Source organism: Pseudomonas helmanticensis (assembly GCF_900182985.1).
GTDB classification, from domain to species: domain Bacteria; phylum Pseudomonadota; class Gammaproteobacteria; order Pseudomonadales; family Pseudomonadaceae; genus Aquipseudomonas; species Aquipseudomonas helmanticensis.
This window is the reverse complement of sequence record NZ_FXUY01000001.1, coordinates 1,302,837-1,328,561: the sequence shown is the minus strand read 5'-3', so window position 1 is coordinate 1,328,561 and position 25,725 is coordinate 1,302,837. Positions and strand designations below refer to the sequence as shown.

Below are 25,725 nucleotides of genomic sequence, written 5' to 3'. Positions count from 1 at the left end.
ATGGTCTTGTTCTCCAACGGATCAATCTCTATGTCAGCGGTACAGGGTCATTGGCGCGAAGTATCCGAGCAAAGTTTGCCGACGGCAACTTTTTTAAATTCAACGGTTAGAACTTCCAGTCAGGTGCTGATCATTGTCGAGCGCAAGGAAGACTGGGCTTCGTACTTCCCCAGCGAAGACATCATCACGGCGCAGGAATACCTTGAGCAAACCCGTGAAGGCGAGGCGGGCAAGCGGGTTCAGGTGATCAATCTGTGCCGCAGTTACAAGTATCTGGGCCACGGCTACTACTGCTCGCTGCTGGCTGAAGCTCGCGGCCACAAGGTTATTCCATCGGTACGTACGATCAGTGAACTGACTAAAAAATCACTCTACGGCCTGGCCCTGGACGACCTGGATAAAACTCTCGAAAAAGCCCTGAGTCATCATCTCTATAGCGATACAGAAGGCTTCACGCTGACACTTTATTTTGGCCGGACACATATCGAACCCTTGCAGGATCTCGCTCGTCAGTTATTTGAAGTGTTTCCCTGTCCGATCCTGCTAGTTGAGTTTCGTCGAACCAATGGTTGGCACATAGAGGGCATAAAGTCCGGTGCCTTGCACAAGTTACGCGATGATCAGGAAGACCAGTTTGCCAATGCTCTGGACAGTTTCAGTCGTAAAGTCTGGCGTGTGCCGCGTTCACGGCAAGTGGCCCGATATGACCTGGCGATCCTGCATGATCCGCAAGAAGCATTACCCCCTTCGAACAGCAAGGCGCTGGAAAACTTCGTGCGGGTGGGCAAGGGCATGGGCATCGATGTCGAACTGATCGAACGCAAGGACTACGCGCGTCTGGCCGAGTACGACGGTTTATTGATCCGCGAAACCACCAGTGTCGACAACCATACCTACCGTTTTGCGAAAAAGGCTGAAAGCGAGGGGCTGGTGGTGATGGACGACCCAGCGTCGATCTTGCGTTGTACCAACAAGGTTTATCTGACCGACCTGCTCAACAGCCATCAGTTGGGCATGCCCGCCACCGAAATTCTCTACAAGGAGCGACCCGAGGACTTTGAGCGAGTTGGCGAACGTCTGGGCTTTCCGCTGGTACTGAAGATCCCCGACGGCTGTTTTTCGCGCGGCGTGATCAAGGTCGAAAGCCAGCAGGCGCTGCTTGAAGCCACCGCTGAACTGTTCGAGCACTCGGTGCTGTTGCTGGCTCAGGAGTTTTTCTACACCGAGTACGACTGGCGTATCGGCGTCCTCAACCGCAAGCCGATCTTTGCCTGCCAATACTTCATGTCCAAGGGCCACTGGCAGATCTACAACCACAAAGCCAAGGGGCAGGACATCAACGGTGAATGTCGCACCTTGGCGGTTCATGAAGCGCCGCGCGCAGTGGTCGAACTGGCGGTAAAGACGGCCAATCTGATCGGCGATGGTCTCTACGGCGTCGACCTGAAACAGGCGGGCAACAAAGTGGTGGTGATCGAGGTCAACGACAATCCTAACCTCGACGCCGGCATCGAAGACGCTTACCTGCAGGACGATTTGTATTCACTGGTGCTGGAAGAGTTTGTGCGACGGCTGGAGCTGAAGCGTCGCGGCCAGGCCTGGTGATCCGCCGATGATCAACAGCTTTGCACTGAGCCACGGCGCGTTGCAGCGGGTCGAACGACTGGACGCCGGGGTGATGCTGTTCAGCAACCCTGACGCGGCCGAGCGTGATCTGCTTCACAGTCATTTCAAGGTCGACGAGCACGCATTGGCCTCGGCGCTGGACCCGGACGAAGTGTCGCGGATCGAGTTTCACCCGGATCATCTGTTCCTGATCTGGAAACGTCCGGAAAATTATTCCGGTGGCGGCAGTCTGGCTTTCGAGGTTTCGTCTTGCGGGTTGTTGTTTTCGCCGGGGCAATTGCTGGTGATTGCCACCGATGACACGCCATTGCATGGCCTCGGCACCCGTCAGCCGTTAAACACACCGCTGGATGTGTTGCTCGATCTGCTGTTCAACAACATCCATCACTACCTCGGCCATTTGAAGGTGATCAAACTGGTCGCCCGTGAGTTGCAGCAGAAATTCAATGCCTCGATGCAGAACCAGCATCTGGTGCAGATGTTCAACCTCAGCGAAAGCCTGATCTATTACATCAACGCCCTGCACAGCAACGGTGCCGTGCTGACACGCCTGCGCAATCATGCCGAGAAACAGCTTTTCAGCAGCGAAGCGATCGGCCTGATCGACGATCTGATTATCGAGAACAACCAGTGCTACAAACAGGCGGAAATCTATTCGACGGTGTTTTCCGGGCTGATCGATGCGCGCGGCAATCTGATGAACAACAGCATGAACAACCTGTTACGCAAGCTGACGTTGATCAACGTAGTGTTTTTGCCGTTGAACCTGATTGCGAGCATCGGTGGCATGTCGGAATTCAGCATGATGACGGCCGGGACGCCGTGGTGGGTGTCGTATCCGTTGTTTCTGACGGTGATGCTGCTTGGGGCGGGCGGGATGCTGTTTGGTCTGCGGCGGTTGGCCAGATGATTATGTGATGACTCAGAATGCCCTATCACGAGCAGGCTCACTCCTACATTTGGAATGCTCACCTGTAGGAGTGAGCCTGCTCGCGATAGCAATATCCGTAGCGCCAAATGCTCCGAATCAGCGCACTTGCGCCACATCCAGCCCTTTGCGCCGTTCCCGTATCCCGCGCACCACCAGATACAACAACGGCCCGATCGAGACAAAAACCGCCGTTAGCAACAAATAGGGCACCACCGACCAAACCGCCTGCCCGCGAGACCGCGCATCCTTGACCATCCATACCCCGGCCAACGTCGCCAGCAGGTACAAATCAATCACCACTTGCGCGGTATCCGGGCGCGACATCAGACTGATACCGAAGTCGATCAACGATTGTTCAGCCTGGAGCATCACCGAAACGGTGTAGCCGGTAAACGCAAGCAAAGCCGTGAGGGGCAGGGCGACAGACATCATGCATTCGTTCCTTGAATTGATGAGCGGAATCGCCAGCCTACAGATGTCAGGCAAAATTGACCATTGACTTGCCGGCGACGCTCAAGCTAATTTCTGCCCATGACTTCCACCGTATTGCGCTGCCAGCCAAGCATTATTACCGCCATTCCTCATTTGGCGGGCTAGCTCACGACTGCAGCACCCAACCCGCCCTAGAGGCGGGTTTTTACTTTCTGTCTCCAGGGTTTTCGAAACACCGCTCATGTAGGAGCCTCCGGCAACTCCTACATAAGTGAATGAAATCGCTATCAAGGAGCTGAACATGACATACACCGATGACCAGCAAGCGTTGCTTGAGCATTACGTGAAAAAGATCCTTGCTGCACCGGTGTATGACATTGCCGTGCGTACGCCGCTGCAAGCGGCACCAGCGCTGTCCGAAACGTTGGGTAACCGGATTCTGCTTAAGCGTGAAGACTTGCAACCGACGTTTTCCTTCAAGATTCGCGGCGCTTACAACAAACTCGTGCAGCTGAGTGAAGAGCAGAAAGCGCGCGGAGTGATCACCGCATCTGCCGGCAATCATGCGCAAGGTGTAGCGCTGGCGGCGCGCGAGCTGGGCATCGCCGCCACGATCGTCATGCCGTCCACGACTCCCGAGCTGAAAGTCATCGGCGTGCGCAGTCGCGGTGCCGACGCGCTGCTGCATGGCGAAAGTTTTCCGTTTGCCCTAGCCCATGCGCTGCAACTGGCCGAGCAAACCGGGCGCACCTTCGTGTCTCCTTTCGATGACCCGGATGTCATTGCCGGGCAGGGCACGGTGGCCATGGAAATCCTTCGTCAGCACCAGGGCGCGCTGGACGCGATCTTTATCCCGGTAGGCGGTGGCGGCTTGATCGCCGGCATCGCGGCCTATATCAAATACCTGCGGCCGGAAGTCCGGATCATCGGCGTTGAATCCGAGCACTCGGCGTGCCTGAAGGCAGCCATGACCGCGGATCACCGTGTGGTGCTGCCCAACGTCGGCACCTTCGCCGATGGCGTAGCCGTGGCGCAGATCGGCGAGTACGGATTTCAAGTGTGCCGCTTCTGTGTGGACGAGGTGATCACGGTCAGCAACGATGACCTCTGTGCGGCGATCAAGAACATCTACGACGATACCCGCTCGATCACCGAACCTTCTGGCGCGTTGGCGGTTGCGGGAATCAAACAATACGTCGCACGAACCCGCGCTCGTGATCAGACATTCGTCGCCATCGACTCGGGCGCCAATATCAACTTCGACAGTCTGCGCCACGTCGCCGAGCGCGCCGCTGTGTACGGCGCTCCGGCGTAATGCGGATCAGGGCAGCAATGGGCGCAGGAAACTGCGCTCGTAACTGACGATGAATTTCTTCTCGACCAGACCAGCGACCAGCGCTGTGCTTTCCGGATCTGTCAGCGCGATGTGTCGATAGCTTTCGTAATCTGCCAGCGAAGGAAAACTGAACAGGCAATAAGCGATGTTGCTCGCGCCTTCGGACGGCAGAAAGTAGCCGTGATGCGTGCCGCCCAAGCGCTCGACAATGCCGAGCCAGGCCTTGGCGTAGGCCTCGAACTCGGTCAGTTGATAAGGATCGATGACGTATCTGACGTGGCAGGTAATCACGCGCTGCGCTCCTGGCTCAGGTTATTCAGCAAGGGCTGTACCGACTTTGTCCGACGCAGACCAGATGCGATAACGCACCTCAACATCCGCAGGGGCATATACCACGACCGGCAATTTGCTGTTATAGCGCAGCATGAAGCCATCACCGACGACGGGCACGAAGGCGCGTTTTTTCTGCGAGCCTGGCGGGCAGGCCATCATCGTGCTCATCGGACCGACGACTTTTTCCAGCCGATAGAACGGATATCCCCAGCCTTCGAGATTCTTCTCGTCGAGCACACCGCCCAGACGCTGGCGGTTGCAATCCACTTCCAGGGTTTTGCCGGCGAGAATTTCTACCTGGAAGTTTTCTTCCTGCTCCTGCTTGGGCAGGTGAATGACCTGACGGGTGAAACCGGCTTCAGCCTTCGGGTAAGGCGCGACGTCTTCAAGTTTGGCAGCGTGGGCGAGGGTGGACAGGCTGGCGATGATCAGCCCGGTGGTCGCGTGAGCGCGTAAAGAACCCATGGAAGCCTCCTTGCGGGTGTAGGGTGGATAACCAGCATTCTTACTGCCAAGGGCGCTGAATGCAAACCCGCAAGAGATTGCAAAATGCAACGCAGAGAAAGGCGTTTCTGGCATTTTGCAACTGGCCCAATACCGGCCAGCGGGCTAAGCCCATGATTTACAAGTAGGTCAGATTGACCCGATGAAAGGCACGCTTTATGCGTCTTTTCAGTGCGGCGCACAGGGTTTGGGCGCCTACACTCCAATGGGCATTTCGCAGTACCACCGCTTGCCACACCCAAGGAAACAGCGGGGACACACCCGTGCAGGGGCCGCAACGGTCAGCGTGAATACTTGATTGGCATCTCACAGTAAGGAGAGGGTTTCGCCATGTTTCTGTCTGCCTTGGAACTACGCAATATCATTGAAAGCAGTTTTCTGCCGAAACGCTGCCAGTGCACGCTGTCGCCGGATTTGTCGATGACCGTCAAGGTTTTCGGCGATCACCAGACCGATCAGGTCGATTTGCTGGTCAGCGGCATCGACGCCAGCCACCTCAATGGCTGTCGTGAAATAAACGAGCTGATTGCAGGGCTGCGATCGGATCTGACCCGACAAACTACTCAGCATCACTACAGTCCGCGATCGCGGGCGATTTAACCGACTGTTTCACTCAGTTCGACCGTCACGCGCCGGGCCTGCACAAAACCAAGGCCCAGCGCGAACTCGACCAGCACCGCGAGCAGAATCCCGGGGCCAGCATGGCCATTCAGCCATTCGCCGAAACCCAGCACCGCCAAACCAAAACAACCGATGGTAAAACCGTTGCTCAGTGCACTTCGTGCCACTGACGGCGGCGCATTGCGCGCCAGATAAAACATCACCCCCAACGCTGCAAACAACACCGCGCCACGCCGCGCGACAAACCCGGCGCCTTCGGAATATTCAATACTCCAGATCGCCAGCAGTATGTCCGGGAACAGTCCCCAGGCCAGCGTCAGCACAAAACACAAGGATGAAGTAATGATCGACAACGTGCGAAACGACAACTGCATGGCGAATCCTTGCGGCAGTGAGGAGGGTTGCGAGCATACCTGCCGAAACCACCCCACGCCTACCGCCGACCCGCAAATCAGAGTTTTCTGTCAGTTCTGGAAGTTGCACGCGTCAGACAATTTCCGGTAGCTGATTTCCTCAGGCTTACCGGCGTTGTCGATGTACTTCATGTCGGCCGTGACCACCTTGCAGGTTTGCGTTGGCGTTTCGGTCAACGACACCACCTTGGCCACATGCAGCGGCATGCCGTACTCATACGGCACGGCTTTGGATGTGGCGGACGTGTCATTGGCTTGGGCCAGCCCGGCGAACGCGGTGCAGGCGAGGGCAGCGGTGAGCAATAAAGGGCGAATGTTCATGAAAGGACTCCCGTGTGGCGGTTCTAGAGTTCGGCGTGATTCACCCGAACCTGCCGCACTGGGCAACAGCCAGAATGGCTGAGGGCGTGCGGTTCAGTAGAGTTTTTGACCGCGGCGTTAAGGGATGGTTAACCGAGCTGAACGCCGGCTGTCAGGGAGTGGGCGAATTTCTTCGAGAGGTTTGGCGAATTCCTACAAAGGCTGGTGCCTTGTCTGCTTTCGGCGGCTGGAGCGGGGCGGTTATTGTCGGTTGCCGCTGCAAAATCAGTGGTTCGGGTTTGGTCACCCGGGAATAATCGATTGCATATGTGCCATTATCTGCTCCGCGGAGTTCTTTGACCGTGAAGTGCATAGCTGTGGCGGCCGTGTGCAGGACGCCTTCGGGCGAGCTGAGTTGATTGTTCTCGGTTGACCAAGCCTGTACACGGTCCGCCTCCCATCGTTTGGTCACGGTGTCGGCGGTTACTTTTGAAACAATCGAGTAATCAATATGCCAATAATCAAACTGCTACAAAACCGCTATCTCCCCCTCAGCAGCAACGTCACCGAAACCCCTACGCTGCTCATCGACACCCAAGCCAACCCTAAAGACATCCTCGAAGCCGCCGTCCAGCGTATCCGCGCCGCCGCCGACCTGCTCGAAACGCTGCATTGCCTATGCTTCAAACACGCCGACGTGCAAGACATTCCACACATCACCCATGCGCTTTACCTGCTGACGCAGGATGGCAATGATTTGCTGCAGGTGGCACAGCAGCAGATGTTGAGTTGGAAGGCGCAGGTTTGATGAGAAATTGATAGGGCGCAGCCACGGGACGGAGTGAGAAACGCCCCGTCTTTCAGCGTGGCGAACTGCAATCGAGCTTGGTCCGGCAACAGGCCGGTTTCAACGATCGCGAATATCGACTGAGCATTCTTTTGCGCTTCGCTCCAGGCTTTCGCCGCGTCACTCTTTGTCATCAATTGGCCCCCGATTGCAGGGCGAGTTTTTCGCGCATGGCTTTCTTCAGACATTCGACGCAGATGCCGGTAGGTGCTTTGAGTTTCGGCGTCACGGCGAGGGACTCTGCCTGCATCATTTGATTGACGCGGGTTTGCAGCAGACGTCCGGCGTTATCGATCGCCGCGAGACCTGGAATGAGCGGGGCGAGGATTGCAATCCCGGTGCCTGAGCCGGGTGCGCCACCCGAGTTGGTCTTCACCTCGGCACCACTAATGGTCACCCCACCCGCATCGACCTTCACAAAACTCCCGCCAGCCTTGGCCGTGAGCTCCATCGCGCCCTCTACCACCAGCTTCTCGCCAGCGTGGTAGTGAATCTCGGTGCCTGCCTCAACAAACTGCGCAGTCCCGACCTTAAGGTGCTGGGTCACTGCAACCGTCAGGTGATCATTCGCACGCATCTCGCTCTTGCGATCCAGATGCGTAATCCGGTGCTCTTCAACCTTGAACTCGCTCAGCGTATTGGCTTCAACGGTGTCGTGCCGTTCATTGCCCACCCGGATCTTCTGATCGTGCTCAATGTTCTCATCCCAATCGCGCTGGGCATGGATGTAGATCTGCTCGACGCCTTTCTTGTCCTCGATGCGGAATTCGTTGTAGCCCTTGCCGCCCGGTGAGCTCAGGGTCTTGAAGGTGCCGCGGGTTTTGTTCGCTGGCAGGTCGTAGGGAACGACGTTTTCCTTGTGGTACAGGCATCCGGTGACCAGTGGCTGGTCGGGATCGCCTTCGAGGAAGGTGACGAGGACTTCCATGCCGATGCGCGGGATGGCGATGCCGCCGTAGGCTGCGCCAGCCCAGCCGCTGGCGACGCGCATCCAGCAGGTGGTTTTGTCGTTGGACTGGCCGTCGCGGTCCCAGTGGAATTGCACCTTGATGCGGCCGTATTGGTCGCAGTGGATTTCTTCACCCGCAGGCCCGGTGACGATCGCGGTCTGGCTGCCGAGGACTTTGTTCCATCGTACTTTTAGCCCACAGCATCGTTAATTTATAGATCAAGCCGGCGCTCTTACATCACCAAGAGCCATACGGCACGCCGAACGTCTCGACGTATTCTTTTGAATTCTTTGAGAGCGAATCGTATCGACCACCCGATTTGCCTTCGTATGGCCCACGTGGGTCAACCTCGGCCTTCACTTGCGTGACCTCGATTGGTGCCAGACATGGGCCAAGCACCCACACTTTTACGATGCCACCCGGCGCGAGACCGATTGCAATTGCTTTTCTGTAACCCGTCGTCCACTTACCTGTAGCTTCGCAATAAGTTTTTTCAGCTGTACGCATAATTTCTTGGGTTGATTCAGGTATATCGATTCCGACTTGGTAAGTCTGCGGCTCCGCCAATGATTGCCAACGTACAAAAATCTTTTTTGGTAAATCTGCACCGGTAACGTACTTGCCTTTTCCCCAGCCCGATCTTTTTGGCCAGCCCTTTGGGTTGCCCGCATTATTTTTAGGAGTCTGAATAGCGGAAACTCCGCTCATTGCCCGTCGATATACCTGCCCCTGCATATCGATGACATCTGCAGTTTCAACCCAAACTTCCATGTAGTCAGGAGCTGAAAAACCTAAGCGCCAAGCGTCATATGGCAACGAACCTGCGTTTGTAAAGGTTGATCCCACCAACAACATGGCGGCAAGCAGGAAGCGAGTAAAACTACTCATTTGGATGAACCGTCCGAAGCAGGTTGTCATTAGGGCGATTAATGAACAGTATGCCAAGATCACTGTTGTTTAATCCCTTCGCAGCATTCCAGTTGTCAGATAGATGAACATAACGCTGAAACAATAGTTGTTTTGTTGCAGGGTCAGGCCAATTGTTTTGGTCATGCCCAATGCGTATGCCATTAATTTTTCAGAAATCTCATCTAGTTCCGTTGGTAGAGCAAGTCTCGGATCGTTATCAGAGATTTCCGCGAACGGGACGTCATTCTCGACAGCCAGTTCACGCATAATCCGCAGATAGACCAATGACAGTTCACTACGCACTTCGCGTTGGCTGCTTACTGCCGCATAGACATGCTTTTTCGGGGTTCGATCATCTCTGTTCACGCTGTTAAAATTTACCTCCCACGTCCGAAGTTCGAGAGACAAATCGTACTGAGCCATCTGATCTTGGATGCGGCGAAGATCCTGCTGTGCGAGTTTGTAACTATTAGCTTCGGTCGCCATTGATCTCCGCTCGACGTCGCTTCGACGTGGCTTACTAATCAGCACTTTTTCAGTAGCTTTTGGTAGATACCCCCCCCTAAATCAGAGTGAACGCCGGGCAGAATTATGTCTGCGGCCCCTGCGCTGTTTAACGAAAAGTTATACCTACGCTCGTTTTTAGCGACAAGGTGCACAATTTTTTTGGCAATATCTGGTCCTAGGGCAATATTGATACCTAGATTCCACGAGCCCTTAGCGGTCCCAGTGGAATTGTACTTTGATGCGGCCGTACTGGCTTCGCGACCGGTGAAACTGAGGACTTGCAGGTCGGCGTTGGCGCCTTCGAGCGTGAGGGTAATGTTGGTTGCGTTGGCGTCCAGCATGCCTTGAATTCCGTCCTTTGAATAAGCAGGGGGCGGATGTTGCAGGATACAGCTACCGCCTTCAAGGCGCAAAATCTGAGGAAAAGGAAGAAACTCAAGCTTCTCCATTTTTACTCACCAAGAGCCATACGGCACTCCAAATTTATCTACATAAGCCTTGGAAACATCTGAAAGTGAATCATACTGACCATCGGATTTTCCCTCGTAGGGTCCACGCGGGTCGATTTCGGCTTGAACTCTTGCAACGTCTACAGGAGGTAAACAAGAACCAAGTACCCAAACTTTAACTATTCCACCCGGGGCAAGTCCTATTGCAAGTGCATCTCGATATTCTGAGATCTCTTTGCCGTCGAATGCACAGTAAACAGTTTCCTCTTTACGCATCAATTCACGAACTGATTCAGGCACATCAATAGCGACTTGGTAAGTCTGTGGCTCAACTAAGGACTGCCAACGAACGTAAAGTTTTTTGGGAAGGTCTGCGCCAGTTATGTATTTTCCCTTACCTCGCCCGTCTTTTTGGCCAACCTCTTGGCTGGCCGGAATTGTTAGCTGGTGTTTGGATTGCGGAGACACCACTCATAGCCCTCCGGTAGACTTGCCCCTTTGAATCTATTACATCCGCCGTTTCGATCCAGACCTCCATATAGTTTGGCGCCAAGAATCCGAGATGCCAAGCTTCATAGGGTAAAGAACCGCTATTGGAAGAGGTGCAACTGCTAATTAGCACGGCTGCAGTAATGCAGCGTGTAAATCTACTTATTGCCGTTAGCAAATAATACCTTCATACGGATCTCCCCGAAAATCACTTGCTTTATCAGCTAATGCCGGACGGAACTTATCTTTTCAGGTTGCCGGCAGCCCTGCGAAGAGAACGATTGATATAAGTCTCTTGTCGCTAGTGAAGCCGAGGGTAGATAAATCTGCCCTCGGTCGCCAATTCTTTTATTGATTCGACAAGGTTCAAGCCGTGCCTGTCATCGACCCCCCCTGCGGAATAAACAGGGGGGATGTTGCAGGATAAAGCTACCGCCTTCAAGGCGCAGAATCTGATGAAAAGGAAGAAGCTCAAGCTTCCCCCTTTTTACTCACCAAGAGCCATACGGCACTCCAAATTTATCTACATAAGCCTTGGAAACATCTGAAAGTGAATCGTACTGACCATCGGATTTGCCTTCGTACGGACCTCGGGGATCTACTTCAGCCTTGATACTTGCGATCTCGATTGGCGTCATACAAGGCCCACCAACCCAGACTTTAACGATACCACCAGGTACTAGCCGCACGGCAATTGATTGACGATAACCAGTGATCCACTTTCCGTCAGCTGCGCAAAATGCTTTTTCTTCTTTGCGCATCAGCTCTCGAGTTGATTCAGATATATCAATTTCCATTTTGTAGGTCTGGGGCTCTACCAACGACTGCCACCGTACGAAGATTTTTTTCGGCAAGTCTGCGCCGGTCACATATTTGCCGCTTCCAATACCAATTCTCTTCGGCCAGCCGCGTGGGTCGCCGGAGTTGTTGGGGGGCGTTTGTAATGAGGCCACTCCGCTCATTGCCCGTCTGAAAACTTGGCCTTGAACATCGATTATATCCGCTGTCTCTATCCAGACTTCCATGTAATCGGGGGCAGAAAAACCCAGATGCCATGATTTATAAGGCAACGGTTCGCTATTGACAGAGGCACAGCTAATGGCCAACAGGGCTGCGAGAGTAAAGCGTATAAATCTATGCATTTAGATCTACCCTACGCAAAAAATACGCTTTCATGCTCACACGGATATTGGTCCAAATTAGCCAAAAGGGGACGTCGATTTGGACGTCCCCCTATTCAGAGTGCCGTACCCTTGAGTGGTGGCACATTCGTACTATGTTACGCGGTCCTCAACTTAGCGCTGTTCGCTTGAGGGATCATGGCAATTTGAACCTCGACAGTGTTTTCTTTCTTCGCCATCCAGCGCTCAACATTCTGATCATGTTCCGGCGCTTGGATGGAAGAACCGTAGATATCTTCTGGCGCGAGTTTGAGAAAGGTAAGCGTGTGAAGGCGCTGCCGAGAGGTATCAAGTCGTCCGATTTCGGCCCTTAATACATTTACCTGCTGCTGAGCTTCTCGACGGTCGGATTGGTAGGATTGGCTCAACTCAATCTCTTTGGACTTCAATCGATCCTGCATTTCCTGCAGCTCATAGTAGATCTGATCGTATTCAGTTTTTGTCACAACCGTACGACCGCTTTCCTGGGTTTGCTGCCAGCGGCGCAACGTAGCCCAAGCGTTGGGAATATACGAATCAATCATAAAGTGATGTTTCATTTGGAACAGCTGTTGAATAAACAGGGCACGGTCAGGCAGATCTCCAAATTTTTTCACAGCCCTTGTACAGGCTGCTTCTTCGATGGATTCGCAGCCTGGATTCCAGAGAATTGACGAGTGTTCGCGACCTTTGAATTGCACCGGCATGAAATGGTGCAAAGCACCTTGGTGTTCGTAGGGAGACCCGCCCGTACGTGTTAGCCCCAAAGCAAAGATCAGAGCTCCTATCGGTGCAGTAATAAAGCTCAGGGCTACACCAGACATCCAGACACTTTTTCGAGTGTTCATCCATGGTGCTGGCACGCTTGGAATCGGATCGTTGTCGTTGACCATACGATGGTGCGCTAAGGCAGCAGCGCCTTGTACGAAGTCTGCATCGCCTGCTCTTGGGGAGCCGTAGGTGTAGAGCAAGACGTCGTATTTATTAGTGCCTTGTCTAAGCGCTTCGGCGAGCAAGGTTGCAATGGCGCCTCCCAGGCTATGACCGCAAATAATAACTTTCTGATCAATATGGAATCTGTTGAGGTAAGTTTGAATGAAAGTATTGATTGCTTCGTAGGCCAAGTAGAAACCTTGGTGAGCTTTTCCGACGCCAACCTTGACAGGAATTTGCTCTGCATCAGCGTCCCGAAGAAAATCCACCCCCTCTAAAGTTCCGCGTATAGATATAAGAATAATTTCGTCGTGATGTGTAATGAAACCTTGAGTGTTGGTTCCACTTTCCTCTTCGGTATCATCAAAGAAATGCAGCTTCGCAGGGTGCTCCTGTTTAGTGCCGAGTTCTGGTTTGTTTTGGTCATATAGAGCCGGATCGAATGGCAGTATTTCGAAACGTTTCGAGTACGGCACGTCTTCGTAAAGTGGATAATAAGCAGTGGGCTGTTGCGGGTCGATTTTCCCTAATTCTTTATAACAAGCCATACCCTCTCCGAACATATTTCCAACGGTGGCGTCGAGAGGAAAAGACACTGTGTCGGTGATTGGATTTTTATCGGGGGATTGGCCAAAATTTCGATAGCTAAGAGCTGCAAATAATGACAATTGATACAAGTTCAAGGCGCTGAATTTGTTGTCTTTGGATAGCATCGGTCGAAATGCTCGAAGAGGTCTTACTTCAAGAACCGAATGTTTGTTCGGTAGCAGCGCAATGCCTTGAAGCAGCGACTCGTCGGGACCAAAGCCCAAATCTCCCATAATCTTGAGCAGGCTGAAATTGGGAGGATATTTTCTTGGGGAGTAAGGCGGCAGGTGTGCTGACTTGCTGACCAGATCTCTGACTTCAATTTGAAAAAACTGATCAGCTTTTTCCTTGGCCGGATTTTTTTCTACGCGCGCGCCATCCTTCCGAATAAACCGCGTGTTTTCAGCTTTCACTTGCAACTCTGAAATTGGCAGCGGATAGCTTTCTCGCTGGGTAAGAGCTTTATAAAAAGCTTCGGCCCCTTGGTACGGTTCGTCTATCGTGAGGACGACAGGCCCTTGGTAATGGTTGACGACTTTCGCTGAACCATCGGGTCCGAGTACACCGGAATATGTTTGATGGGCACTGTCCTGAAGAGCGTAAGACAAGCCAGCATAAGGTTTCCCATCGCCATTCTCGTCGACTAATTGAAAACTAATCCAGTCGCCACGCAAAGGGCATGCTTCAGATTTTCCATTGAGTAAGGGATCGCAAGGTGTCTGCAATGGCATCAAAAAATATCCTTATTCATTACAGGTCGGGTAAACGGTGCAACTCCGCCCGTCGGGCATCTTGAACGGCTTGAAGTCAGTAGTATTGCCATTGCAGAAGGCATATGGGTCGTCCAAGCTTTTACCCATGCAACGCTTCCATCCTTGTGGAAATTTGACCCAGTTATCACCCATGTAAGGACGTTCCTCTTCTTTGACGACGAAAGAAACGTTCAACGTCTTTCCATGTAGTTGGGATCGTTTTAAAGGTCCCTTTGCTACAGCGCCAATAGTCTGTTCCGGTGTTGCCTTAGCGGTGCACTTGAGAATTTTGGCGATAACCCGATCTGGCCCCATCGTACGAAACAACCATTCACACTCTCGTTGCAGAGTGGTCGGCGTAGGAAGTTCCAGGTTGTCAGCCGCACCCTCCTCAAAAGCGATTCCTGTGTGGTCTCTTCCGACTTGATCAAATCCGGATGCATACTTGGCATCAACTTCATAATCAAAGCTGTCTAAAACTAAAGGGCAGCCTCCTTCCACGCTACTCAACGGGACTTGAAAATGCGCAGTCTCTGCCTTTTCGCTGAACTCTTGCTTGAAGAACTTGAAACCTGGATGATCTCGTCCTTTCTTTGCAGGAACACTGCAAGTTTCTCCGGCCCGGGGTACATATTGTGCCTCGCCTCTAATTTTGAATCCTGGAGGAAGCTCAGTAACGAGAGTAAAACTTTCCTGCTGCGCAACTGAGCAGCCTGTCACACTAATCGCCCCCAGACCGATCAGCAGGCTACGGACAAATCCAGTGAAAATTTTGTGGTACCGCATTCGATACTCCTTGTCCGGCGTAAGCTTCGAGCGTGCCGCGCTCTATTAAGATTGCTCTCAACCACGAGCCAATTCGTTTGATTGCGTTGCGAAAAAACGCTCGCATCTTCCGTAATGCTGATCCGGTGTCTCTCCCGGCAGGGGCTCCCAAGCGACATCCTGTACGCACTGAGCGTCTAGGCGCAGGGTCAACATGAACTGCCGCTGTTCCGGAATACTCCATTGCCAAGCTTCGAGCAGGTCAATCTGTTCTTCGAGCCATTCGAGGATGCCGCGGGTTTCCGAAAGCTTCGCGGCGGCTTCGGCGTGATACACCAGCAACCAGCGTTTCAGGTTAGTGCTCAAGATTTCGCGGGTGCGTTCTGGTGGGGTGGGGACTTGTAACCACGGTGCGGGATTCGGCACCGCATACATTCCTGGCTTGCTGTTATCCGCGCTTTGCCATTGATCCTCATCCCAATACAGCACGCTGCTGATGGGCCCGAGTAGCAGCGGCCATTCACTTTCCTTCATATTGCCGAGGCAACGGGCGAGGACGCGGTTATCCTGGAAGCGAAACAGCGAGCGATCGCCATCTTCTTCGATGACCATGCGTGCGATCCAATGCTGCGTGAGGCTGTCGAGATCAGGTTTGTCCATACTGCCGATCCAGCCCCAGTTGCGCTGGGGATCGTCCAGCAGTTTGCGAAACTCTTCATCGCCTGGATTCTGCAGTTCGGCCAGCCACGGGCTGATGGCAGCGAACTGAGCGAACTCGGTACGGCGGTAGAGCTGCACGGAGCGTTGCATGACGCCGGCGCTGTATAGCGGCGTGATCGGATTGGGCTCGGCGAGACTGTCGACGACCAGAATCAGTACGCGATTGAGTCGCGACTGTTCTCCCAGCCAGCTGTTGAGTGCATCGCTCATGCGGTAGCTCCCAGATCACATTTGCCTTCACGACAGGCTTCGCAGATCGGGCAGCGGATGTCGCCAGCGGCACGTGCCGCTTTGGCCAAGGCCATTTGCGCGACGGCAGGGACGAGCAGGGCGCCGGCTTTGTCTTTCGCCGCAGCCCATGGAATGACGGGTTCGAGAATGGCGATCCCCGTACCCGCACCCGGCGAGCCACCCGAGTTGGTCTTCACCTCGGCACCACTAATGGTCACCCCACCCGCATCCACCTTCACAAAACTCCCGCCAGCCTTGGCCGTGAGCTCCATCGCGCCCTCTACCACCACCTTCTCGCCAGCGTGGTAGTGAATCTCGGTGCCAGCCTCAACAAACTGCGCAGTCCCGACCTTCAAATGCTGCGTCACACCCACCGTCAGGTGATCATTCGCACGCATCTCGCTCTTGCGATCCAGATGCGTAATCCGGTGTTCTTCAACCTTGAACTCACTCAGCGTATTGGCTTCAACCGTGTCATGCCGCTCATTGCCGACGCGAATCTTCTGATCGTGCTCAATGTTCTCGTCCCAATCGCGCTGGGCATGGATGTAGATCTGCTCGACGCCTTTCTTGTCTTCAATGCGAAACTCGTTGTAGCCCTTGCCGCCCGGTGAACTCAGGGTCTTGAAGGTGCTGCGGGTCTTGTTCGCCGGCAAGTCGTAAGGGACGACGTTTTCCTTGTGGTACAGGCAGCCGGTCACCAGCGGCTGGTCTGGATCGCCTTCGAGGAAGGTGACGAGGACTTCCATGCCGATGCGCGGGATGGCGATGCCGCCGTAGGCTGCGCCAGCCCAGCCGCTGGCGACGCGCATCCAGCAGGTGGTTTTGTCGTTGGACTGGCCCTCGCGATCCCAGTGGAATTGCACCTTGATCCGGCCGTACTGATCGCAGTGAATCTCTTCACCGGCCGGCCCGGTGACGACGGCGGTCTGGCTGCCGAGCACTTTCGGTTTCGGGTGTTCAAGGGCAGGGCGGTAGTGCGCGTCCCATGGCGTGGCGAGGAAGCTGTTGCGGTAGCCCTGGTGGAAATCGCTTTTGTGGTCGGTGACGTCGCTGGTGACGTTTTCGCCGAGCACTTGCGGTTGTTTGCCTTCGTGGAAGACTTCCAGCAGCAACCACAGATCGTTCCATTCGGCGCGCGGGTGTTCGGCGAGCGTGAGGAAATGGCCGCTGGTGAGGGTCGGTTCATCACCTTTGCCTTCGGCGAGTTTGTAGTCGCTGCGATGGCGTTCCAGCGCGCGGGTGGAGAGGAATTTGCCGCGCTCGCGGGTGGTGAAGCGGCCGGGATAGTCGTAGTCCTCCAGATCCGGGGCGAAGTCGGATTTGACTGCGCCTTCGGGGAGGATCTTCGGTTTTTCGAAGTCGTAGTCGCGCCGCGATACGCGGGTGGTACGGGTTTCCAGGCGCAGGTTGAAGCGCTTGATCACCGGTTTGTCGGCGCTCATGCCGGAGTCTTGCTGGTAGCTCACGGCTTTGAGTTTGCGGAATACCGTCTGGTCGTCGCCAAACACCAGCTTGTGGCCGCTGCTGCTGTGCTGGAAGTGGAAGTGAATGCCTTCTTCTTCACACAGGCGCTGGATGAAATGCAGGTCGGACTCGTCGTACTGCACGCAGTAATCGCGCGGCGGGTACTCGGCGCTGAGCTGGAAATCGTAGGCGTCAGCGAGAATGCCGCGATCTTCAAGCACTTGGGCGATGATTTTCGGCACGCTCAATTGCTGGAAAATCTGCTGGTCGTGGTTGTGTCGCAGGTAGGCGAGTTGCGGCACCAGGCTGATGCTGTAGCGGGTCAGGGTCTTGCCGGAATCGCCTTGTTCGATGCGATACACCAAGCCATGAATCGTGCCTTCGCCGGTGGCGCCGAAGGTCAGCACGCCGGGCTTGTGCAGGAGTTCTTCGAGCTTCAGGTCGGGGCGGGCGCTGACCAGTTCGAGGTCGAAACGGAACGGTTCATTCAGGGCTTCGCGACCGGTGAAACTGAGGACTTGCAGGTCGGCGTTGGCGCCTTCGAGCGTGAGGGTAATGTGGGTTGCGTTGGCGTCCAGCATGCCTTGAATTCCGTCCTTTGAATAAGCAGGGGCGGATGATGGAGGATTAAGCCGCCTCGTTCAAGGCGAAAAAGCCGTACGCATGGGCCACACGCGGTATAGGGAAAACCCTTAGATAGCGCGTTTCGACCAATGAAAACGGGCATTTGATAAAGCTCGCCGGGCGCCAGTGGCAACAATTCCTACGAGTAGCGATTGAAGAATCGTCAGTCAGTTTCAGACTAAAGTCGCCTTTGGCCCGTCAAAGCCATCTGCCATCATTGCCGTTCACCCCCGCGTGGTTCTCTTCCTCCCGGCTTATTAATGAGCTGGGACGGGAGCTATTTTTCGTTTGTTGCGCCCTTGCGCAAACGCTGCACTGTTGGAGTTTTTCATGCGTCCCCCATTTCCTCTCATCACCCCGCGCCGGTCACTTGGCTTCGGAGCCTTTGTGCTGTGCGCAGGTTTTACCGCGCAAGTTCAGGCCAGCGGTTTTCTGGAAGACACCACGGCGAAAATCGAATCGCGCACGGTGTATTTCAACCGCGACTTCCGTGATGGGCACACCTCCAGCGATCAAGGCGCATCCAAGCGTGAAGAGTCGGCGCAGGGCTTTATTCTCAATCTGCAATCGGGCTACACCGACGGCACGGTCGGCTTCGGCATCGATGCGCTGGGCATGCTTGGCTTTCAGCTCGATTCCAGCCCTGACCGCAGCAACAGCGGCTTGCTGCCATCGAGTGGCGAGAATCCGCGCGGCTCGAAAGGCCAATACGCGAAAATGGGCCTGACCGCCAAAGTCAAAGTCTCGGACACCGTGCTGAAATACGGCGCGCTGCTTCCGGATCTGCCACTGCTCAAGTACAACGACGGCCGTCTGCTGCCGACCATGTTCAACGGTGCCATGCTGACCTCTAAAGAGCTCAAGGACCTGACCTTCATGGCCGCGCGCCTGGACAAGTACACCGCGCGTGATTCCACCGATTCGCAAGACATCCGCGTGCATTGCAAGAACAAGCGTTACGCGTGCAACACCACCTCCGATCATTTCGACATGTACGGCTTCGAGTACAAGATCAACGATCGCCTGACCGGCCAGTACCACTACGCCGAACTGGAAGACGTTTACCGTCAGCACTTCGTTGGCCTGCTGGCCAATCAACCGTTGGCTGGCGGCGTGTTGAAAGCCGATCTGCGCCTGCTGAAAAGTGCCGACAGCGGCGACGCAAAAGCCGGTTCCATCGATAACCGCGCCTTGAGCGGCATGCTTTCATACGGCATCAGCGGCCACACGTTCAGCGCCGGATGGCAGCGCATGAACGGCGATAACTCGATGCCGTACCTCGATGGCAGCAACCCGTATCTGGTCAACTATGTGCAGGTCAACGACTTCGCCGCCGCGCAGGAACGGTCCTGGCAGTTGCGTTATGACTATGACTTCAAGGCCATTGGCATTAATGGTTTGAGCTTCCTGACCCGTTATGTGAACGGTGATCACATCAAAGTGTTGGGCAGTGATCAGGACGGCAAAGAGTGGGAACGCGACAGTGAGTTGAAGTATGTGATTCAGACGGGGACGTTCAAGGATGTCAGTCTGCGTTTGCGTAATGCGACTTACCGGACCAACTACGAGAAGTTTGCCCGGGATGTCGATGAGACGCGGTTGATCGTCAGCTACAACTTCTCCGTCTTGTAACGGCCCCCATTGTAGGAGCTTCCGCAGGCTGCGATCTTTTGACGTTGATGGTTAAAAACCAGATCAAAAGATCGCAGCCTGCGGCAGCTCCTACAGGGGATTTATTACAACCAGTGCCAGAACCGGCTCCAGAAGCCGCGATTCAAATCTTCCTTGCAGCCGGCATATTGCCGCGCATACACATCCGAGCGGTTCTGCACTTTGCGCGCCGTTGGCATCAGCCAGGCTTTGCTGGCGTAGGTCTTGTTGCGAAAGCCGCCCCAGCCTTCGTGGTAGTTGAGGTACTGGTTGTAGGCGTCGTATTTGTAGACGCCGTTGATGGTGGTGGTCTTGTCCATGTACCAGCCAACGAAGTCGATGGCGTCGTCGAAGTCTTCGCGGTCGGCGCCGTGTCTGCCGGTGCTTTTCTGGTAGTCGGACCAGACTTCATCTTTCGCCTGGGCATAGCCCGATGCAGTGGTCACCCGACCCCACGGAATCACCCAAAGCAGGTATTTGCGTGGGGTCTTGGCGTCGTAGCGATAGCCGGATTCCTGATACATGATCGCGAAGGGCACCTGAATCGGTACCCCCCAGCGCTTTTGCGTGACCTGTGCGGCGTCGTACCAATCGCTCTTTTCCCGGAAGATTTCGCAGATATCTTCCGGCGAGCGCGGCGGCGAAGTGCCGCAGCCGGTCAACAGCGTTGCCAGTGTCAGTAGTCCAAGCGTCTGCCGGTATTTCAAAAGCCGTTATCCTGTCGTGCGCAAAAAAGCCGACAGTCTACGGCTTAGCTCAATTGGTGACGATAGGGGAGATCCGGACCGGTCTTGCTGCAGGTCAGTGCCGCCGCTTGTACGGCGAACTTGAGCATGCCGTGGATTTGCTCGCGAGCGAGTTGTTGCACGCCTTCCACCGAATCCAGACCGTGTTCGGTCAGCCAGGTGATCAGCGCGGCCTGAAAGGTATCGCCAGCGCCGACGGTGTCGGCGATCTTCACCGAGGCGGCCGGGATTGACCATGTGCCGTGTTGGCGGCTGAACACAGTAGCGCCGTCGCCACCACGGGTGAGGAAAACGATCTGGCAGCGATGCTCGAGCCAGCCTTCGATGATTCGCTGTGGATCCTGCTCGGGGTACAGCAGGCTCAAGTCCTCGTCGCTGACCTTGATCAGATCTGCCAGCGGCACCAGCGTCGCGATGCGCTCGCGCCACAGCTGAATATTCGGCTCGGGGTTGAGGCGCACGTTGGGGTCGAGGGTGATCAGGCGCTTGCCGCTTTCACGTTGCACCAGGGCGAGCAAGGTGTCGCCGACCGGCTGCACCACCAGCGAAAACGAGCCGACGTGCAAGCCACGAACCTCAGGATCCAGCGTCGGCAAATGCGCCAGGCTCAACTGGCGATCCGCGCAACCCTCGCCGCGAAAGCTGTAATGCGGTGAGCCATTGGCACCGACCGCAACCATCGCCAGTGTCGTCGGCGCGGCGAAGTCCTGCAGATAGTCCGGGCGCACGCCTTCTTCCTGCAACACTTGCTGCAAACGCCGGCCGAGGTAGTCGGTCGACAGTCCACCGAACAATGCCGATTCGACGCCCAAACGGCGCAAACCCACGGCGACGTTGAACGGCGAACCACCGGCAATCGCCTTGAAATTCACTTTCGAAGCCAAACCGCTGGCATCGTCTTCGCTGAAGAAATCAAACAGGGCTTCGCCACACACCAAATACATAATTGTTTGCTCTTTATAGGGTTGCGACATGCTGTTGATAGCGTTCATAAGCCTGCTGGAATGCCGCGCTATTCTTGGCAACCGGCAGCGTTTCACTGCTCAGGTCGAGTTTGACGCAGCGCTGGCACAGATCGGCGAGGGTGTCTTCGTGGCCGTTCGACCATGATTTGCACCATGCCGCCTGAATCGCTGCGCCGAGTGCAGCGGCTTCGCTTTGTTCGGTGCAGATCACCGGGGTGTTCATGATGTCGGCGACGATCTGCCGCCACACCGCACTTTTCGAACCGCCGCCGATCAGGCAGATGCTGCGGCTTTGTAAACCATTCTGGCGCAGCAAATCCAGTCCGTAACGCAAACCGAAGGTGGTGCCCTCGACGGCAGCGCGGCACAGATTGGCCTCGGTCAGGTTGTCGAGGGTCAAGCCGTGCAGGCTGCCGGTCGCGTGGGGCAGGGCGGGGACGCGTTCACCATTGAAGAACGGCAGCATGCACACGCCCTCGGCGCCAATCGGCGCTTGCGCGATGAGTTCGTTGAACTGTTCCAGGTCGAGCTTGAACAGGTCACGAATTGCGCCAGTGGCGTTGGTCAGGTTCATCGTGCAGATCAACGGCAGCCAGCCGCCGCTGGAGGAGCAGAACGTGGCGACCGAGGCGTCCGAGCTGACTTTTGGCACTTCGGAATAGGCGTACACCGTGCCGGAGGAACCGAGGCTCATGGTGATTGCGCCGGGCTGAATATTGCCGGTGCCGATCGCGCCCATCATGTTGTCGCCGCCGCCGCTTGCCACCAATGCGTTGGGGTTGATGCCCAGTTGTTCGGCAATCGACGGCAGGATGGTGCCGACGGCTTCGTGGGCGTCGATCAGTTCCGGCAACGCGGCTTGCAGACGCCCGCTGGCGTCGATATCGCGCAGCAACTGCAAGTCCCACTGGCGGCTGCGCACGTTGAAGTAGCCGGTGCCGGAGGCGTCGCCGTACTCGCTGCAACTGCGTCCGGTGAGCCAGAAATTCAGGTAATCGTGGGGCAGGAGGATTTTCGCGATGCGCGAGAAAACCTCCGGATGTTGCTCCTTGGTCCACAGCAGTTTCGACACGGTGTAGCCCGGCGCGATGACCACGCCGAGGCGTTCCAGCGAGCCTTTTTCGCCGCCCAGATGGTTGAGTAAACGGTCGTTTTCGGCGCTGGATTCGGTGTCGCACCAGAGCTTGGCCGGGCGCAGCACCTGACCTTGATCATCAAGCAATACCAGACCATGTTGCTGACCGGAGACGCCGATGCCGAGGATCGACTGGCCGTCGACATTCGCCGCCAGCAACGCGCGGCGGGTGGCGAGGGCGAAGGCTTCGAGCCATTGCTGAGTGTCTTGCTCGCGACGGCCATTGGCGCCGCTGATCATCGTGTGATTGGCGGCGCCCTGGCCGAGGACTTGACCGCTGGCGGCGTCGAGGATGATCGCCTTGGTGCCTTGGGTGCCGCAGTCGATGCCGAGGAAGAGTTGTTGTGTTGTCATGTGTGGACCACTCGGGTGTGGTGAAGATCAAGAGCTTACCCCCTCACCCCAGCCCTCTCCCCCAAGGGGGCGAGGGGGAAGGGAGCCGATCGGGGGCTGTTCAAAACCTGAGTTCGACTGCGGATATCTCAATCAGGGGCTGTTCAAAATTTGAGTTCGACTCCGGTTCTCTCAAACCGGGGCTATTCAATACCTGAGTTCGACTCCGGACGTTCAGGTCGATGTAACTTGCACAAACCACTCGATCAGTCCCCTCTCCCACTGGGAGAGGGCTAGGGTGAGGGGCTTTTCAATCCAGAATCCGCTGCAAAGTCCGCGTCACACCGTCCTCGCGCAAGCTATTGCAGCACCACTCAAACGCCGCCACAAACTCCGCCGAACGCGGTATCGCCGTGCCAAAAATCTCCTCAACCGCCAACAACCGCTCAGTCATCAAACCGTCATCCGCCACCAGCGCCTGAAAAAACGCTGCCCGTGGATCAGGAATCGAATACGTATCCCCATTCTCATCGACCCCCTTCAAATACAGCGCCCAGGCCGCCACCACCAGCGCCGCGCGCCTGGTTTCCTGGCCATCGGCAATCAATCGATTGATCGTCGGGATGGTGAATTTTGGAAATTTCGACGAACCATCGGAACACACCCGCTCAAGCTGATCGGCAATCGCCTGATTGGAGAAGCGCGCAACCAGCGTGTCTTTGTATTCGGTCAAATCGATCCCCGGCACCGGCGCCAGTTGCGGCGTGACATCGAGGTCCATATAGGCGCGCATGTAGCGCACGAACAGCGGGTCGTTCATGGTCTCGTGGACAAACCGATAACCCTTCAAAAAGCCCAGGTACGTCAGCGCCAGATGGCTACCGTTGAGCAGTTTGATTTTCATCTCTTCGTACGGTGAAACGTCGTCGGTGAATTGCACGCCGACCTTTTCCCAGGCGGGCCGGCCGTTGACGAACTTGTCTTCCAGCACCCACTGCACAAACGGTTCGCACACCACCGGCCAGGCATCGTCGACGCCGTGTTTGTCGGCCAGTTGCAGGCGGTGCGCGGTGCTGGTCATCGGCGTGATGCGGTCGACCATGGCGTTGGGGAAACTGACGTTGGCGTCGATCCAGCTGCACAGATTGCTATTGCGCAAAGTGGCAAACGCCAGCAGCGCCTTGCGGGTCACCGCGCCGTTGTGCGGCAAGTTATCGCAAGACATCACGGTAAAGGCCGGGATGCCCGCCGCGCGGCGTTTTTCCAGGGCCGCACACAAAAAGCCGAAGACGGTTTTCGGAGCCTGCGGGTTGGCCAGATCGTGCTGGATCTGCGGCAGGTGCGCCATGAATTCGCCGTTACTGTCGTCGATGCAGTAACCGCCTTCGGTGATGGTCAGCGAAACGATACGAATCTGCGGATCGGCGAGTTTATCGATCAGCGCCTGAGCACTGTCTTGCGCCAGCAGCATGTCGCGAATCGCGCCGATCACACGGACTTCGGTGTCATCGCTGTCACCAAGTTCGAACAGGGTGAACAGGTAATCCTGCTCCTTGAGATCGTCACGGGCGCGGCGGTCTTCGGCACGCAGGCCGACCCCGCAGATCGCCCAGTCGAGTGCTTCGCCGGTGTTCATCAGCGCATCGGTGTAATACGCCTGATGCGCGCGGTGAAAACCGCCGACGCCGATGTGCGCGATGCCCTGACGGGTGTCGCTGAGACGGTACGCCGGCAGTTTTACTTCAGCCGCGAGGCCATGCAGATTTTGCTGATTGAGTTTCATTGGGCAAGTCTCTTGAAATCAGGCCGCAACGCGCAGTGGACGCGTCAGCGCCACGCCTTCGGCATCGAATAAATGGCAGTGGGCCGCGTCCAGATGCAGGCTCAGTTGTTCGCCGTAACGGCTGGCCAGATCACCGCGCACGCGCATGGTCAGGGCTTCGCCGGCATGGGTGGTGACGTGGCAGAACGTGTCGCTGCCGAGGCGCTCGCTGACGTCGGCGGTGACTTGCAATGTGCAGTCGCCCGATTGCGCCAGTTCCAGGTGTTCCGGGCGAATGCCCAGGGTCACAGCGCTGCCGATGCTGAGGTTGGCTGCGTTGAACGGTAGGGTGACGCGGGTGCCGGCGTCCAGCGAGACTTCGCAGCTCTGGGCATCGACGCGGGCAATCTTGCCCTTGAGAAAACCCATTTTCGGTGTGCCGAGGAAGCCGGCGACGAACAGGTTCGCCGGTTGGTGATACAGATCCAGTGGCGAGCCGACCTGTTCGATCTTGCCGCCGTTGAGCACCACGACTTTGTCGGCCATGGTCATTGCTTCGACCTGATCGTGGGTCACGTAGATCATCGTCGCTTGCAGGTCTTTGTGCAGGCGCAGCAGTTCCAGACGCATTTGCACGCGCAGCGCGGCGTCGAGGTTAGAGAGCGGTTCGTCGAACAGGAAAATTTTTGGATTGCGCACGATCGCGCGGCCGATCGCCACGCGCTGACGCTGGCCACCGGAGAGCTGTTTTGGTTTGCGTTCAAGCATCGGCCCGAGTTCGAGAATGCGTGCGGCTTCGCCGACTTTCTTTTCGACCTCGGCTTTCGGTACGCCGGCCAGGTCGAGGGCGAACGACATGTTCTTTTTCACGGTCATGTGCGGGTACAGCGCGTAGGTCTGGAACACCATCGCCAGATCGCGCTTGGCCGGGCTGACCTCGGTGATGTCGCGACCGTCGAGTTCGATGGTGCCGCCACTGACTTCTTCGAGCCCGGCGATCAGCCGCAGCAGGGTGGATTTGCCGCAGCCCGACGGGCCGACGAAGACCACGAATTCCTTGTCGTTCACCTCAAGGTCGATGCCTTTGATGATGGAGAAGCCTTCGAAGCCTTTTTGCAGATTCTTGATTTTCAGGTTGGCCATGATGAATGGGCCTCCGCGTTGTTGTTTTTTTAAGATCAAAAGATCCCAGCCTGCGGCGCTCCTACAGGGGGACGGCATGCTTTATGTAGGAGCTGCCGAAGGCT

The 25,725-nt window shown here is 55.9% G+C and carries 24 protein-coding genes and 2 pseudogenes; 6 read left to right on the top strand and 20 right to left on the bottom strand.

The window, feature by feature from the left end; genetic code table 11:
- Positions 1–30: 30 nt before the first annotated feature.
- Together QOL84_RS05980 and QOL84_RS05975 are read left to right on the top strand one after the other, a co-directional pair.
- A complete protein-coding gene (locus QOL84_RS05980; protein ID WP_283436557.1) occupies positions 31–1,605 on the top strand; it encodes a RimK family ATP-grasp domain-containing protein in 1,575 nt (524 codons plus the stop codon).
- Between the two features lie 7 nt (positions 1,606–1,612).
- Positions 1,613–2,536, top strand: coding sequence for a magnesium transporter CorA family protein (locus QOL84_RS05975; protein ID WP_283436556.1), 924 nt, complete (start codon positions 1,613–1,615; stop codon positions 2,534–2,536).
- A gap of 117 nt (positions 2,537–2,653) precedes the next feature.
- Here QOL84_RS05975 and QOL84_RS05970 read toward each other — a convergent pair whose 3' ends face one another.
- Positions 2,654–2,989: a DUF2834 domain-containing protein gene (locus QOL84_RS05970; protein ID WP_283436555.1), complete on the bottom strand. Its 336-nt coding sequence runs from the start codon at positions 2,987–2,989 to the stop codon at positions 2,654–2,656.
- A gap of 301 nt (positions 2,990–3,290) precedes the next feature.
- On the opposite strand from QOL84_RS05970, the pseudogene ilvA reads away from it, so the two are divergent.
- A pseudogene (ilvA, locus tag QOL84_RS05965) lies at positions 3,291–4,280 on the top strand (threonine ammonia-lyase, biosynthetic); the annotation flags it as partial.
- A gap of 30 nt (positions 4,281–4,310) precedes the next feature.
- Here the strand turns inward: ilvA and QOL84_RS05960 are convergent.
- Positions 4,311–4,616, bottom strand: coding sequence for an NIPSNAP family protein (locus tag QOL84_RS05960; protein ID WP_129393651.1), 306 nt, complete (start codon positions 4,614–4,616; stop codon positions 4,311–4,313).
- A 21-nt stretch (positions 4,617–4,637) separates the two neighbouring features.
- Positions 4,638–5,123, bottom strand: a complete 486-nt coding sequence (eco, locus tag QOL84_RS05955) for a serine protease inhibitor ecotin (RefSeq protein WP_283436553.1) — start codon at positions 5,121–5,123, stop codon at positions 4,638–4,640.
- A 369-nt stretch (positions 5,124–5,492) separates the two neighbouring features.
- Here eco and QOL84_RS05950 point away from each other — a divergent pair, with 369 nt between their 5' ends.
- Positions 5,493–5,762 carry a DUF1652 domain-containing protein gene (locus tag QOL84_RS05950; RefSeq protein ID WP_129396125.1) on the top strand — a complete coding sequence of 90 codons (270 nt, stop codon included), beginning with the start codon at positions 5,493–5,495 and terminating at the stop codon, positions 5,760–5,762.
- Here QOL84_RS05950 and QOL84_RS05945 read toward each other — a convergent pair.
- Together QOL84_RS05945 and QOL84_RS05940 are read right to left on the bottom strand one after the other, a co-directional pair.
- Positions 5,759–6,157 (bottom strand): hypothetical protein, encoded by a 399-nt coding sequence (locus tag QOL84_RS05945; RefSeq protein ID WP_283436552.1) that lies wholly within the window; start codon positions 6,155–6,157, stop codon positions 5,759–5,761. The two genes, QOL84_RS05950 and QOL84_RS05945, sit on opposite strands and share 4 nt — an antisense overlap.
- Before the next feature lie 90 nt (positions 6,158–6,247).
- Positions 6,248–6,517: a DUF2790 domain-containing protein gene (locus tag QOL84_RS05940; RefSeq protein WP_129393657.1), complete on the bottom strand. Its 270-nt coding sequence runs from the start codon at positions 6,515–6,517 to the stop codon at positions 6,248–6,250.
- Positions 6,518–7,007: 490 nt separating this feature from the next.
- On the opposite strand from QOL84_RS05940, the gene QOL84_RS05935 reads away from it, so the two are divergent.
- Complete coding sequence (locus QOL84_RS05935) at positions 7,008–7,304, top strand: hypothetical protein (RefSeq protein ID WP_283436551.1); 297 nt, start codon at positions 7,008–7,010, stop codon at positions 7,302–7,304.
- A 172-nt stretch (positions 7,305–7,476) separates the two neighbouring features.
- Here the strand turns inward: QOL84_RS05935 and tssI are convergent.
- The 10 genes and pseudogenes from tssI to QOL84_RS05885 form a co-directional block, all read right to left on the bottom strand.
- Positions 7,477–8,469: pseudogene (gene tssI / locus QOL84_RS05930) on the bottom strand (type VI secretion system tip protein TssI/VgrG); the annotation flags it as partial.
- 61 nt (positions 8,470–8,530) lie between these two features.
- Positions 8,531–9,181: a DUF2931 family protein gene (locus tag QOL84_RS05925; protein WP_283436550.1), complete on the bottom strand. Its 651-nt coding sequence runs from the start codon at positions 9,179–9,181 to the stop codon at positions 8,531–8,533.
- A gap of 69 nt (positions 9,182–9,250) precedes the next feature.
- Positions 9,251–9,688 (bottom strand): hypothetical protein, encoded by a 438-nt coding sequence (locus tag QOL84_RS05920; protein ID WP_283436549.1) that lies wholly within the window; start codon positions 9,686–9,688, stop codon positions 9,251–9,253.
- Positions 9,689–9,726: 38 nt separating this feature from the next.
- A complete protein-coding gene (locus QOL84_RS05915; RefSeq protein ID WP_283436548.1) occupies positions 9,727–10,158 on the bottom strand; it encodes a hypothetical protein in 432 nt (143 codons plus the stop codon).
- A gap of 6 nt (positions 10,159–10,164) precedes the next feature.
- Entirely contained in the window at positions 10,165–10,626 is a 462-nt protein-coding gene (locus QOL84_RS05910) for a DUF2931 family protein (protein ID WP_346772237.1), read from the bottom strand.
- A 512-nt stretch (positions 10,627–11,138) separates the two neighbouring features.
- The gene (locus QOL84_RS05905; RefSeq protein WP_283436547.1) at positions 11,139–11,789 is read right to left on the bottom strand and encodes a DUF2931 family protein; all 651 of its coding nucleotides are present in this window, start codon (positions 11,787–11,789) and stop codon (positions 11,139–11,141) included.
- A 137-nt stretch (positions 11,790–11,926) separates the two neighbouring features.
- Entirely contained in the window at positions 11,927–14,059 is a 2,133-nt protein-coding gene (locus QOL84_RS05900) for a lipase family protein (RefSeq protein WP_283436546.1), read from the bottom strand.
- A gap of 12 nt (positions 14,060–14,071) precedes the next feature.
- Positions 14,072–14,866, bottom strand: a complete 795-nt coding sequence (locus QOL84_RS05895) for a hypothetical protein (protein WP_283436545.1) — start codon at positions 14,864–14,866, stop codon at positions 14,072–14,074.
- A gap of 57 nt (positions 14,867–14,923) precedes the next feature.
- Positions 14,924–15,775 (bottom strand): DUF4123 domain-containing protein, encoded by an 852-nt coding sequence (locus QOL84_RS05890; RefSeq protein ID WP_283436544.1) that lies wholly within the window; start codon positions 15,773–15,775, stop codon positions 14,924–14,926.
- A complete protein-coding gene (locus tag QOL84_RS05885; protein WP_283436543.1) occupies positions 15,772–17,844 on the bottom strand; it encodes a type VI secretion system Vgr family protein in 2,073 nt (690 codons plus the stop codon). The genes QOL84_RS05890 and QOL84_RS05885 overlap by 4 nt, the downstream gene beginning before the upstream one ends.
- Before the next feature lie 373 nt (positions 17,845–18,217).
- Here QOL84_RS05885 and QOL84_RS05880 point away from each other — a divergent pair, with 373 nt between their 5' ends.
- On the top strand, positions 18,218–19,519 hold the full coding sequence (locus QOL84_RS05880; RefSeq protein ID WP_283436542.1) for an OprD family porin: 1,302 nt from the start codon (positions 18,218–18,220) through the stop codon (positions 19,517–19,519).
- Positions 19,520–19,623: 104 nt separating this feature from the next.
- Here QOL84_RS05880 and QOL84_RS05875 read toward each other — a convergent pair whose 3' ends face one another.
- From QOL84_RS05875 to QOL84_RS05855, 5 genes are all read right to left on the bottom strand, one after another.
- Positions 19,624–20,244, bottom strand: coding sequence for a transglycosylase SLT domain-containing protein (locus QOL84_RS05875; RefSeq protein WP_283436541.1), 621 nt, complete (start codon positions 20,242–20,244; stop codon positions 19,624–19,626).
- A gap of 44 nt (positions 20,245–20,288) precedes the next feature.
- Positions 20,289–21,227 (bottom strand): carbohydrate kinase family protein, encoded by a 939-nt coding sequence (locus QOL84_RS05870; RefSeq protein ID WP_283436540.1) that lies wholly within the window; start codon positions 21,225–21,227, stop codon positions 20,289–20,291.
- A gap of 13 nt (positions 21,228–21,240) precedes the next feature.
- Positions 21,241–22,737 carry a xylulokinase gene (xylB, locus tag QOL84_RS05865; protein ID WP_283436539.1) on the bottom strand — a complete coding sequence of 499 codons (1,497 nt, stop codon included), beginning with the start codon at positions 22,735–22,737 and terminating at the stop codon, positions 21,241–21,243.
- A 289-nt stretch (positions 22,738–23,026) separates the two neighbouring features.
- Positions 23,027–24,499 (bottom strand): mannitol dehydrogenase family protein, encoded by a 1,473-nt coding sequence (locus QOL84_RS05860; protein WP_129393680.1) that lies wholly within the window; start codon positions 24,497–24,499, stop codon positions 23,027–23,029.
- A gap of 18 nt (positions 24,500–24,517) precedes the next feature.
- Entirely contained in the window at positions 24,518–25,621 is a 1,104-nt protein-coding gene (locus QOL84_RS05855; RefSeq protein WP_283436538.1) for an ABC transporter ATP-binding protein, read from the bottom strand.
- Between the last annotated feature and the right edge of the window lie 104 nt (positions 25,622–25,725).

Excerpts from the sequence above, each read along its gene's own strand:
- QOL84_RS05890 (WP_283436544.1), bottom strand. The coding sequence starts at position 15,775 with ATGAGCGATGCACTCAACAGCTGGCTGGGAGAACAGTCGCGACTCAAT.
- QOL84_RS05935 (WP_283436551.1), top strand. The coding sequence starts at position 7,008 with ATGCCAATAATCAAACTGCTACAAAACCGCTATCTCCCCCTCAGCAGC.
- QOL84_RS05975 (WP_283436556.1), top strand. The coding sequence starts at position 1,613 with ATGATCAACAGCTTTGCACTGAGCCACGGCGCGTTGCAGCGGGTCGAA.
- QOL84_RS05970 (WP_283436555.1), bottom strand. The coding sequence starts at position 2,989 with ATGATGTCTGTCGCCCTGCCCCTCACGGCTTTGCTTGCGTTTACCGGC.
- QOL84_RS05915 (WP_283436548.1), bottom strand. The coding sequence starts at position 10,158 with ATGGAGAAGCTTGAGTTTCTTCCTTTTCCTCAGATTTTGCGCCTTGAA.
- xylB (WP_283436539.1), bottom strand. The coding sequence starts at position 22,737 with ATGACAACACAACAACTCTTCCTCGGCATCGACTGCGGCACCCAAGGC.
- QOL84_RS05885 (WP_283436543.1), bottom strand. The coding sequence starts at position 17,844 with ATGCTGGACGCCAACGCAACCCACATTACCCTCACGCTCGAAGGCGCC.
- QOL84_RS05925 (WP_283436550.1), bottom strand. The coding sequence starts at position 9,181 with ATGAGTAGTTTTACTCGCTTCCTGCTTGCCGCCATGTTGTTGGTGGGA.
- QOL84_RS05940 (WP_129393657.1), bottom strand. The coding sequence starts at position 6,517 with ATGAACATTCGCCCTTTATTGCTCACCGCTGCCCTCGCCTGCACCGCG.
- QOL84_RS05980 (WP_283436557.1), top strand. The coding sequence starts at position 31 with ATGTCAGCGGTACAGGGTCATTGGCGCGAAGTATCCGAGCAAAGTTTG.
- QOL84_RS05920 (WP_283436549.1), bottom strand. The coding sequence starts at position 9,688 with ATGGCGACCGAAGCTAATAGTTACAAACTCGCACAGCAGGATCTTCGC.
- QOL84_RS05855 (WP_283436538.1), bottom strand. The coding sequence starts at position 25,621 with ATGGCCAACCTGAAAATCAAGAATCTGCAAAAAGGCTTCGAAGGCTTC.
- eco (WP_283436553.1), bottom strand. The coding sequence starts at position 5,123 with ATGGGTTCTTTACGCGCTCACGCGACCACCGGGCTGATCATCGCCAGC.
- QOL84_RS05880 (WP_283436542.1), top strand. The coding sequence starts at position 18,218 with ATGCGTCCCCCATTTCCTCTCATCACCCCGCGCCGGTCACTTGGCTTC.
- QOL84_RS05945 (WP_283436552.1), bottom strand. The coding sequence starts at position 6,157 with ATGCAGTTGTCGTTTCGCACGTTGTCGATCATTACTTCATCCTTGTGT.
- QOL84_RS05900 (WP_283436546.1), bottom strand. The coding sequence starts at position 14,059 with ATGCCATTGCAGACACCTTGCGATCCCTTACTCAATGGAAAATCTGAA.
- QOL84_RS05870 (WP_283436540.1), bottom strand. The coding sequence starts at position 21,227 with ATGTATTTGGTGTGTGGCGAAGCCCTGTTTGATTTCTTCAGCGAAGAC.
- QOL84_RS05905 (WP_283436547.1), bottom strand. The coding sequence starts at position 11,789 with ATGCATAGATTTATACGCTTTACTCTCGCAGCCCTGTTGGCCATTAGC.
- QOL84_RS05950 (WP_129396125.1), top strand. The coding sequence starts at position 5,493 with ATGTTTCTGTCTGCCTTGGAACTACGCAATATCATTGAAAGCAGTTTT.
- QOL84_RS05895 (WP_283436545.1), bottom strand. The coding sequence starts at position 14,866 with ATGCGGTACCACAAAATTTTCACTGGATTTGTCCGTAGCCTGCTGATC.
- QOL84_RS05860 (WP_129393680.1), bottom strand. The coding sequence starts at position 24,499 with ATGAAACTCAATCAGCAAAATCTGCATGGCCTCGCGGCTGAAGTAAAA.